Origin of the sequence: Flavobacterium fryxellicola (genome assembly GCF_900143245.1) — a bacterium.
In the GTDB taxonomy this organism is placed as follows: Bacteria; Bacteroidota; Bacteroidia; order Flavobacteriales; family Flavobacteriaceae; genus Flavobacterium; species Flavobacterium fryxellicola.
The window spans coordinates 46441-57888 of record NZ_FRDK01000010.1; the positions used below are offsets into that span (position 1 = coordinate 46441).

The 11448-nt window shown below is 35.0% G+C and carries 9 protein-coding genes; 8 read left to right on the forward strand and 1 reads right to left on the reverse strand.

The features are described from left to right. Window positions 1-25 precede the first annotated feature (25 nt). The 3 genes from BUA03_RS13340 (at window position 26) to BUA03_RS13350 (ending at window position 3369) form a co-directional block, all read left to right on the forward strand. Window positions 26-1333: an amidohydrolase family protein gene (locus BUA03_RS13340; RefSeq protein ID WP_066076718.1), complete on the forward strand. Its 1308-nt coding sequence runs from the start codon at window positions 26-28 to the stop codon at window positions 1331-1333. 8 nt (window positions 1334-1341) lie between these two features. Next, complete coding sequence (locus tag BUA03_RS13345; protein ID WP_066076502.1) at window positions 1342-1719, forward strand: PH domain-containing protein; 378 nt, start codon at window positions 1342-1344, stop codon at window positions 1717-1719. Window positions 1720-2052: 333 nt separating this feature from the next. Further along, window positions 2053-3369 carry an ammonium transporter gene (locus BUA03_RS13350; protein ID WP_066076505.1) on the forward strand — a complete coding sequence of 439 codons (1317 nt, stop codon included), beginning with the start codon at window positions 2053-2055 and terminating at the stop codon, window positions 3367-3369. Between the two features lie 257 nt (window positions 3370-3626). Here BUA03_RS13350 and BUA03_RS13355 read toward each other — a convergent pair whose 3' ends face one another. Beyond that, entirely contained in the window at window positions 3627-5474 is a 1848-nt protein-coding gene (locus BUA03_RS13355) for a CocE/NonD family hydrolase (protein ID WP_066076508.1), read from the reverse strand. A gap of 615 nt (window positions 5475-6089) precedes the next feature. Here BUA03_RS13355 and BUA03_RS13360 point away from each other — a divergent pair. From BUA03_RS13360 to BUA03_RS13380, 5 genes are read left to right on the forward strand one after another with little or no spacing between them, the layout of a single operon-like run. Beyond that, window positions 6090-7565: a sodium:solute symporter family protein gene (locus BUA03_RS13360; protein ID WP_066076510.1), complete on the forward strand. Its 1476-nt coding sequence runs from the start codon at window positions 6090-6092 to the stop codon at window positions 7563-7565. Beyond that, on the forward strand, window positions 7543-7977 hold the full coding sequence (locus BUA03_RS13365; protein WP_066076513.1) for a GNAT family N-acetyltransferase: 435 nt from the start codon (window positions 7543-7545) through the stop codon (window positions 7975-7977). Before BUA03_RS13360 ends, BUA03_RS13365 begins: the two co-directional genes overlap by 23 nt. 6 nt (window positions 7978-7983) lie before the next feature. Next, on the forward strand, window positions 7984-9126 hold the full coding sequence (locus tag BUA03_RS13370) for an amidohydrolase (protein WP_066076516.1): 1143 nt from the start codon (window positions 7984-7986) through the stop codon (window positions 9124-9126). After that, the gene (gene alr, locus BUA03_RS13375) at window positions 9116-10267 is read left to right on the forward strand and encodes an alanine racemase (protein ID WP_066076519.1); all 1152 of its coding nucleotides are present in this window, start codon (window positions 9116-9118) and stop codon (window positions 10265-10267) included. Before BUA03_RS13370 ends, alr begins: the two co-directional genes overlap by 11 nt. Further along, entirely contained in the window at window positions 10267-11340 is a 1074-nt protein-coding gene (locus tag BUA03_RS13380; protein ID WP_066076522.1) for an alanine/ornithine racemase family PLP-dependent enzyme, read from the forward strand. Before alr ends, BUA03_RS13380 begins: the two co-directional genes overlap by 1 nt. Window positions 11341-11448 lie beyond the last annotated feature (108 nt).

Genomic DNA, 11448 nt, shown 5'->3' on the forward strand with positions numbered 1-11448 from the left:
AAGCAATTCTAAAAAACCTATAAAAATGATCTATAAAAAAATATATCTTGTAGTATTGATATTAAGTGTATCAACTGTTATAAAAGCACAGCAAACGCCTGCTGTAAAGCAATCAAAGTCTGTTTTAATACTTAATGCCACAGCACACTTAGGAAACGGTGAAATAATTGAAAACAGCGCAATAGGATTTGTAGATGGAAAAATCACTTTAGTAGCCGATGCTCGAGTGATTCGATTAGCTGCAGGTGCCTATGATGTTACAATTGATGCAAGCGGAAAACACGTTTATCCTGGATTTATTGCACCCAACTCTACATTGGGTTTAGTTGAAATTGATGCTATCAAATCATCCGATGATGAAGATGAAATTGGAGCTATGAACCCAAATGTGAGAAGTATTATTGCTTACACTGCCGATTCTAAAGTAATAGAAACGGTGAGACCCAATGGTATTTTGATGGCGCAAATTACACCTAGAGGTGGTGTCATTTCTGGTTCCTCCTCCATTGTTCAACTGGATGCATGGCATTGGAAAGATGCGATAATAAAGGAAAACGATGGTATCCACATCAATTTTCCTTCGACTTTCAAAAGAAGTGGTTCTTGGTTTGAACCGGGTAGTATTGAAGCCAATAAAGATTATTCAAAACAAATTTTAGAATTATCTGCTTTTTTATCAAATGCTAAATCCTATCTAGGTGCCAGTTCAAAAGAAAGAAATTTAGTTTTAGAATCTACTAAAGGATTATTCGACGGAAGTCAAACCTTGTTTGTTAATGCTAATGAAGAAAAGCAAATTATCGATGCAGTACAATTTGCCAAAGAAAACGGAATTAAAAAAATGGTAATTGTAGGTGGATATGAAGCGTATAAAACAGCTGAATTATTACAAAAGAATAATATTGGCGTGTTGCTTAGAAGAGTTCATGAAATGCCCGAAAATGATGATGATGATATTGACTTACCTTATAAATCAGCCAAATTATTAACAGACAAAGGTGTGCTCGTAGGTTTAGAAAATAGTGGAGCTCATGAAAGGATGAATACTAGAAACTTACCCTTTTTAGCGGGTACCTGCGCTGCTTATGGCTTAGACAAAGAGCAAGCTTTACAACTAATAACATCAAATACTGCCAAGATATTAGGAATTGATGCGCAATGTGGTACCTTAGAGCAAGGAAAAGATGCTACATTATTTATTTCTGAAGGAGATGCTTTAGATATGAGAACGAACAAATTGACCAATGCTTTTATTCAAGGCAGAATGATCAGTCTGGAAACGCATCAAACAAAGCTGAACGATAGATATAAAACAAAATACAATCAAAAATAAGAAATACAATGGGACTATTTAACGCCATTTTAGGCAACGCATCTGAAGTAAATATCGAAAATGTTTCGAATGAATTTGAGCCTATCTTAATTGATGGAGAAGTAATTGAAAAAGCATACAAGCTCATTCGTGACATGTTTATTTTTACCAATAAAAGGTTGATTCTGGTTGAAAAACAATTGGTTGGAACCAAGGTCGATTATATGTCAATTCCGTACTCAAGCATCAAAAAATTCTCTAAAGAAAGCGCCGGAATATTGGACATGGATGCCGAATTAAAAATTTGGTTAAATAACGATACTAATCCTATTGTAAAACAATTTGGAAAAGGGAGTAACAATATCAATGAAGTGTATAAAATTTTAAGTCAACATACGTTGAAATAAACAAAGCACTAATTTCAATTTAAACTTGCACCAATTGTATTCATTTACATTTGGTGCATTTTTTTTAAACACTATTTTACTTTGTGCTTCACTTTTCATATTTGAAGTGAATAAACTAGGAATTCTCAAAATAAAAAGCAAATTACCAACGAAAATGACACGATCTGCAAACGCAACGTTAACAAATTACAAATTTTAACTTTAAATTATAATATACCCATAAAAAAATGGGGGTTAGATTATAAAAATGATAAAAATAAAAGATTGAGTCGCTTTTTTAAAGGGGCTTACCAATCATTTTTATATTTTTATCGAAATTTAAAACACAAAACAATGCGAAAAATTATTTTAAGTGTATTATTAATCACCATTTTGGCAGTAACCCTTTTTTCAAATTATTTCTTTATTGACAGTCCGAGTCCCACAGAGGTTATCAAATTTGATACGGGAGATACTGCTTGGATGATTGTTGCAACAGCACTTGTATTAATTATGACACCGGGCTTAGGTTTCTTTTATGGAGGAATGGTGGGCAAAAAAAATGTAATCAGTACGATGCTACAAAGTTTCATGGCCATGATAATCGTAACCGTACTTTGGGTTGTTATTGCGTTCGGATTGTCTTTTGGTCCATCAATTGGAGGGATTATAGGAAATCCTATCCCGCATTTATTTTTTCAAGATGTCGGCACAAATACTGCTTGGAGCCTTGCTCCTACAATACCCTTTATGTTATTTGCTTTATTTCAGGCAAAATTTGCTATTATTACACCAGCATTAATAACAGGAGCTTTTGCAGAACGAATTCGCTTCTGGGCTTACCTTTTATTTATGGTTTTATTTATACTATTTGTTTATACTCCTTTAGCGCACATGACTTGGCATCCAGATGGTATTTTCTTTAAAATGGGAGTATTGGATTTTGCTGGAGGTACTGTGGTGCACATGAGTGCAGGATGGGCTGCGTTAGCGGGAGCCATTTTCTTAGGAAAAAGAAAAGGACAAAAAGTAAATCCTGCTCGTATTACTTACGTATTATTAGGCACCGGATTATTATGGTTTGGTTGGTTTGGCTTCAACGCAGGATCTGCTTTAGGTTCTAATGGTTTAGCAGTGCAAGCATTAGGTACCACCACTATAGCGGCGGCGGCGGCTGGAATGGCTTGGGTATTCCTAGATAAAATTCTTGGTCATAAATTATCTGCCATGGGCGCTTGTATAGGCGTAGTTGTAGGTCTAGTAGCCATCACACCCGCTGCGGGTTTTGTAAGTATACCTCATGCAATGTTCATTGGTATTTTTGCTAGTGTGGTGAGTAATTTAGTGGTTAGAAGTTTCCATAAAGGTAAAATTGATGATGCGTTGGATGTTTTTGCTTGTCACGGTGTAGGCGGAATGGTTGGAATGCTTTTGACTGGAGTTTTTGCTTCAAAAGCTATAAATCCAGTTGTAGGAGATAACCAAGGCCTAATTTTTGGTGATGCGACACTATTTCTAAATCAACTAACTGCTTTAGTGGTCGTTTCAATATTTGCTTTTACAGCTTCCTATTTCCTCTTCTTTATTGTAAATAAAATTACTCCACTTCGTGTAAGTGAAGAAAAAGAAGAATTAGGTTTAGATATTTCTCAACACGGTGAGTTTTTGTAAATTCAATTTAAAAAAAAATAGTAAAAAACGCTCTGAACTTCAGAGCGTTTTTTAATTCTAAAACCACTTGAAAGATCATAATTTAGTATTTCAAAAAATAACCATTTAGCCCATAATTAAAAGTATAAACAACGTTAGTGTACTATGCTAATTTTAGATAGAACATCTAAAAAAAATCCCAATCTTAAGAAATAAGATTGGGATTTTTTTTATAATCAAATTCTGTTTTGGCTCTCTTTGACAACTCTTGTCTTATTTTATTTTAAAACAGTAAACTCAATTTTAGAATCGTTGTAAATTCTATGCGTTTGTTTCTGAAAATCTTCTGGTTTAGCATAGAAAATATTGTCTACAAAGGTTTGTGGATTCAAATCAATAAATGGAAACCACGTACTTTGAACCTGAATTTGGATTTTATGACCTTTTTTGAACGTATGAAAAACATCCTGTAATTTGATGTTTACTGCTGTTTTTTCATTGGCAACAAACGGTTCTGGTTTTGAAAAACTATTTCTGAAACGGCCGCGCATTACTTCACTTCGCACCATCATGTGGTAATTACTCATTTTCAAATAAGGCGCGATGTCTTTTGTCTCTGGTTCATCATTAGGAAAAACGTCAATCACTTTTACAATCCAATCGGCATCCGTTCCTGTTGTTGAAACCTGCAATTTAGCCACTATCTCTCCCGCTAATGTAGTGTCATCGCCCAATACTTCCGTTTCAAAAACAACAACATCCGGACGTCTCGCTGCAAAACGTTGGTCATCTGTCATGTATTTTCTTGGCGTAAGCCCTGACTGTTTTATATCCTCTGAGTAGGGAACTGGTTTTTTAGGATCACTGATAAATTCTTCAAAAGAAATGTTCCTTTTAGCCATTTTAGACAATTGACTTCCTTGCAAAAAGAAATCTTGTTTCTCCGTATTCTTTGGAGGCCAAGCATCATATGTTTTCCATTCTTTAGAACCAGAATCAAACACGTAAGCTTCGGGCAATTTGTTTTCCCCTTTCCCATTATTTTTTAGGAAATGACGAAAGAAATTAGCTTCTATATTTTTTTGATAGAAACCAGAAATACTGTCGCCAAAATTAATATTACCAATCACTTGTTTTGCTGAATTTCTAGCCCAATCTCCATGAGACCAAGGGCCCATAACGATTGTATTGTAATTTTTACTACTCTTTTCGATAGTAGTATAAGTGTTTAAAGGACCGTACAAATCTTCTGCATCAAACCAACCCCCAACTGTCATTACTGCTGGTTTAATATTGTTCAAATGTTGCAGAATCCCACGTTTTTGCCAAAAATCATCATAACTAGAATGGTCTTTCAGCTGTTGCCAAAATTCATTTTCTTTTCCATAATACTTGTCCAAATTTGACAAAGGTCCAGCATCCAAGAAAAACTGGTAATCATCATTAGTTCCTATATTGCTGAATTTATACCAAGGTTCGGTTGTCCGTTTTGTTTTTTGTGGACCAAATAAGGGAGTTACCTTCCAATAACTCAATAAATACGCACCATTGTGATGAAAATCATCAAAAAAGAAATCGGCGATACAAGCCTGAGGTGAAACGGCTTTAAGGGCAGGATGATTGCTTAACAACGAATAAGTAGCATAAAAACCTGGATACGAAATTCCCCACGTCCCGACGTTTCCGTTGTTATTTGCTGCATTTTTAACCAGCCAATCTATTGTATCATACGTATCTGAAGCTTCATCAATAGCTGACTTCCCATTTTTATTTGGAATAAAAGCACGCATATTGTCATAAAGTCCATCACTCATAAACCGTCCTCGAACATCTTGATAAACGACGATATATCCTTCTTTCATCATCGTTTCGCTCGGAGAAATACTTCTTTTGAACTGCCCTTCCCCATAAGGACCTGAATTATATGGAGTTCTTTGCATTATAATTGGATATTTTTTAGAAACATCCTTTGGAGTATAAATAGCCGTAAACAATTCTACTCCATCGCGCATCTTGATATGTACTTCCTTTTTAGTGTAATGATCAGCGACATAATTTACTGCTTTGTCTTGGGCAAAAAGAATCGCACCAATGAAAAGAAGAGAAATACTTAATAGTTTTTTCATCTGTATTTTTTAAGTTTAAATAGTTTTTAAAGATAAAAAATCTCTCCGAATATCATATCCTTCACCGTTTTTTTTTAAATGAGTATTCTTGATTTAGGATTTCGTAAAAAATAAATAACTTTCTTCCTTTCAATTACAATTTAAAATAAAAGAATTTACTAAGAAAATCTTCATTCAAATTGCAGTTGCAAACTATCCTGTTTTATTTTTATGAGGTGAAATATCTATTTTTTTAAAAGTTTAAAAACCGAATCTTACATTTTGGAAACAAAAATAAACATCATTTTATAAATCCATCAAAAACAGCTTTTTATAGAATTTTTATCGCTTTATTTTCAATAAAAAACACAAAAAAAAGCGTATCAAAAGTACGTAAAAATTGGAAAAGACCTTTTTATGGGGCATTTTGGGTAAATTTAACCTACCTTTGTAAAATACCAAATTATGTTTTGCGATTACTATTTGTCCATTTTACGGACTTTTAATCCAAAATCAAGATCTCTTCTTTCGGAACTATTTCTGAAAAAAATTCTTTATACTAGTGCAGTTTGCTGCATCCTTTGCCTCTTGGAAAAATTCCATTTGCGGGCTATTAAATAATCGAAAATTAATAAAATGCACATAATAGATTATATAATCTTTGTTGTCTATATGCTGGCTATGCTAGGAGTTGGCGTTTATTTTTTCAACAAGAATAAAACTGCTGAAGATTTTTATGTAAGCGGCAGAAACATGAACAGTTGGCACATCGGTTTATCGGTGGTGGCCACCGATGTTGGTGGTGGATTTTCAATTGGTTTAGGCGGACTGGGATTTACCATGGGAATCTCCGGTTCTTGGATGTTATTTACGGGGTTACTAGGAGCTTGGCTGAGTGCCGTTTTTCTTATTCCAAAAGTGAGTGCTTTAGGACATAAATACAAATTTTTCACCTTTCCACAAATTTTCGGCCATTTTTATAACGCTAAGGTCGCTTTGCTAGCCGGAATAATTTCGGCTATTGGTTATGTAGGATTTACCAGTTCTCAAGTCTTGGCTGGAGCCAAATTAGCTTCCGCAACCATAGAAGGCCTAAATTTGCAAACGGCTTTAATAGTTATGGGGCTTATAGCAGTTATTTATACCGCTATTGGTGGATTGAAAGCAGTTATATATACTGATACAATACAATGGTTGATCCTTATTGGTGGATTAGTTTTTATAGGAATTCCTATCGCCTACAATGCCGTTGGTGGATATGATGCAATCAAAACTACGTTAGCACCCGAATATTTATCCTTAACAAACGTAAAATGGTATCAAATCTTAAACTGGTCCATCACTATAATTCCTATTTGGTTTGTGGGAATGACACTGTACCAAAGAATTTATGCCAGCAAAGGTGAAAAAGAGGCGAAGAAAGCGTGGCTAATTGCCGGCTTTTTTGAATGGCCTATAATGGCCTTTATGGGCGTAATTCTGGGAATGCTGGCAAAAGTGGCAGCAACTAAAGGAATGTTTAACGGAATTACCGATGCCGCTTCCATGGATAGCGAAATGGGATTGCCTATTTTATTAGCTACTATACTTCCAGTAGGACTCATGGGATTGATGCTTTCTTCTTATTTTTCAGCAATACTTTCCACAGCGGATAGTTGCTTGATGGCTGCTTCTGGAAATATTGTGACTGATATCATCGCTAAATTTTCTAAAAAAGAAATAAGTCACAAAAGAGAACTTCAACTGTCACAAATTGTCACCTTATTAGTTGGATTTTTCGCCATCTTATTGGCCTCACAAATGCAAAATGTGCTGGAACTCATGCTGTACTCTTATGCTTTTATGGTTTCAGGCTTATTCATTCCAGTACTAGGCGCGTTGTTTTGGAAGAAAAGTCATCCAATTGCTGCTTTTTGGAGTATGCTTTTTGGAGGTGCAACCACCATCTTACTAATTGTCACCGAGAATAAACTACCTTTAGGTATAAAATTACCAGCACATTTAGATGCTAATATTTACGGAATTAGCATTTCACTGCTATTATTCGTTACACTATCACTTTATCATACTAATAAAAAAGAAAGACAAAATGGAATTCAAACAAATCAATGATACAACAGGAGAAGATACCGTTTATACTAACCCAATTATAGCCTTATTTCTTTATGCACATTTAGAACAATATGGCGATACCGTTGCGGACATTACTAAATGTATGGATTATGTAATGAATCCTGCTAAAGGAGGAAACATACTAGTTGGAATCGAAGAACAAAAAATTTTAGGTGTTGTGATCTTAAACAACACTGGCATGAAAGATTTTATTCCCGAAAATATTTTAGTGTATATCGCCGTGGACAACAGTCAACGCGGAAAAGGTTTTGGAAAACAATTAATGCAAAAAGCCATATCGATCGCTGAAGGAAATATTGCGCTGCACGTAGAGCCTGATAATCCGGCCAAAAAATTATACGAAAAACTAGGTTTTACCAATAAATATTTAGAAATGCGTCTCATAAAATAGACCAAAATGGAAAATTCAAACGCACTTATTCTTTTACGAAAGGAATTACACCAGCATCCTGAGGTTTCAGGAGAAGAGGTTCAAACGGCAAAACGTGTCCTTTCTTTTCTCGAAAATTTTCCTCCTGATAAAGTAATTACGGGATTAGGAACGACTGGCGTAGCTGCTATTTACAAAGGTGAAAAAACCGGTAAAACAATATTATTTCGGTGCGAACTAGATGCTTTGCCAATTGAAGAAATTAATATTTTTGAACATCGCTCCCGGTCCAAAGGAGTTTCTCATAAATGTGGACACGACGGCCATATTGCTATTTTATGCGGTTTAGCCATAGAATTACATCAAAAAAAACCGGAATCAGGAACTGTTATTTTACTGTTTCAACCCGCTGAGGAAGACGGCACTGGAGCACAAAAAGTTTTTTTAGACCCAAAATTTGCTATACTTCAACCCGACTACGTATTTGCTTTGCATAATTTGCCAGGATATGACATGCATCAAATTGTAGTTAAAAACAATACTTTTACTTGTGCTGTCAATAGCATCATTATCAAATTAAAAGGCAAAACTTCCCATGCAGGTGAACCCGAAAAAGGAATCAATCCTGCCTTGGCGATAGCCGCTATTATTACGGAATTTAATACAATTATTCAGTCCGATATTGAAAAAGAAGACTATTGCTTGATTACTCCTATTTATACCAAAATGGGCACAAAAGCCTATGGCGTTTCTGCGGGTGCAGGAGAAGTCCATTTTACAGTGCGAAGTGACAGCAATTCGCAAATGAGAAAAATAGAAGGTACTCTAGAAAATTTAGCGAAAACCATTGCTAACAAACATAATTTGAGTTGTAAAATTAAATGGACGCAAGGTTTTCAGGCCAATGAGAATAATAAAACAACAGTAGATGTGATCAAAAAAGCAGCAAAAACAATTGATTTTGCGTTGCTTGAAAAAGACACACCATTTACTTGGGGTGAAGATTTTGGTTTATTTACTCAACAGTATCCTGGCGCTATGTTTGGTCTGGGATCTGGATTAAACACACCTGCTTTACACAATCCTGATTATGATTTCCCCGATGAAATTATTGCAACAGGAGTGGCTATTTTTCACCAAATCAGTAAAGAAATTACAAATGCACACTAATTCACTTATAGAACTTAATCGTTCAGCCTATCAAAATAATATCGATTTCTTAAAAAAAACTTTCGGTAAAAAAGTAGTTCTTTCCTCGGTTGTAAAGGGAAACGCGTATGGCCATGGCGTGCAGGAATTTGTAGCTATGGCATTTCAGTGTGGCATAAACCATTTTTCTGTTTTTGATGTTGAAGAAGCCAAAGTGGTAAAAGCGGAGTTACAAGATAAAGTTACCATCATGATTATGGGACTCGTTCAGGATGAAGATATGGAATGGGTAATCAAAAATAATGTTGAATTCTTTGTTTTTGATAAAAGCAGATTAACACAAGCTATAAAAACAGCAAAAAAACTAAATAAAAAAGCGATTTTACATATTGAAGTAGAAACCGGAATGAACCGAACTGGTTTTGACAAGAATGAGCTGAATCAGGTGATTTCTCTTCTGCAAAAAAGGAAAGAGCATCTTCTTTTTAAAGGACTCTGTACGCACTATGCCGGAGCTGAAAGTATCGATAACTACTATAGAGTTGATAAGCAAATTAAAAAATTTGAAGAAATATACCAATACTTTTGCAAAAATGACCTGAAACCTGAAATAAGGCATTCAGCTTGTTCTGCAGCATCAATAATGTTTCCCCAAACGAGAATGGATATGGTGCGTATTGGAATAATGCAATACGGCTTGTGGTCCAGTCCAGAAGTATTTGTTACGTATTTAAACTCTAAAAAAAGCAAAATTGACCCGCTGCAGCGCGTCATCAGTTGGAAAAGCACTATCATGAGTATAAAAAAAGTCAATATTGGCGATTTCATAGGGTATGGCAGCAGTTTTATGGCTAAAAGGAAAATGAAAATTGCAGTTATCCCCATTGGCTACTGTCATGGATACAGTCGCTCTTTAAGCAACCAAGGACGCGTACTTATTCACGGACAGCGCTGTATTGTAGTAGGTTCCGTAAATATGAATATGATGACCGTTGATGTGACTGATATCGATATAGCAAAAAAAGAAGATGAAGTTGTACTGATTGGTACTCAAAAAGAGCTATCCGTTTCTGTAGCCTCATTTAGTGACTTCAGCAACCAACTCAATTATGAATTATTAACTCGGATTTCTAAAGCAATTCCACGTAAAATTATAGAATAATGGCCTTTATAAAATTATACCGCAAAAAACTCGAAGAAAATTATGCCTTTCTGGATCACATTTTTAAATCTAGAAATATCCAGTGGGGCGTAGTTTCCAAACTTTTATGTGGAAATAAAATATATCTCAAAGAAATAATCGCTTTAGGGGTGCGCGAAATTCATGATTCCAGAGTAAGCAATCTAAAAAAAATTAAAGCATTAGATCCAGAAATCCAAACCGTTTATATAAAACCACCCGCAAAGCGCAGTATTGAAAGTATTGTACGTTATGCTGACATCAGTTTTAACACTGAAATCTATACCATACAACTGCTTTCTGCCGAAGCTGTAAAGCAAAATAAGGTACATAAAGTCATTATCATGATCGAAATGGGTGATCTTCGAGAAGGTGTTATGGGAGAAGAGTTAATCGCTTTTTACGGTACTATTTTAAAAATGCCAAATATCGAGATTTCAGGAATAGGAACTAATCTTAACTGTCTTAGCGGCGTGATGCCTACACAAGACAAACTCATTCAACTGAGTTTATACAAGCAGTTAATTGAAGCTAAATTCAATATTAGCATTCCGTTCGTCTCTGGCGGAACCTCCGTGGCAATTCCGCTGATACTTAAAAATGCCCGCCCAATGGCTGTCAATCATTTTCGAATAGGAGAAGCGCTCTTTTTTGGAAAAGATTTATTCACGGGCGATACCATGGAAGGAATGCATAACGATGTTTTCAAATTATTTGCTGAAATTATAGAAATCACCGAAAAACCCAATACTCCTACGGGTGAATTAGGCGAGAACGTCGCCGGAAATTCTTTTTCTATGAATGATGTCACCGATTTAGGTATTACGTCTTTAAGAGCCATCTTAGACATTGGTTTGTTAGACATGCAACCGCAGTATTTAGAATCGGATGATGCTGATATTACTATTGTAGATGCTAGTTCTGATATGCTTGTTATTGATATTTCAAATTCTAAAAAGACTTATAAAATTGGAGATTTAATTGCTTTTAAAATTAGGTACATGGGCGCTTTATACCTTTTAAATTCAGATTATATTGAAAAAACTATCGAATAGTAAATACTATTGTCTCCAACTTTTTTTGTAAATCGTAACTTGTAGTGCGATTTTTTTTTACTTAATGTACCAACTCCTAACACGAATTGCACTAATTTCCAATAATCA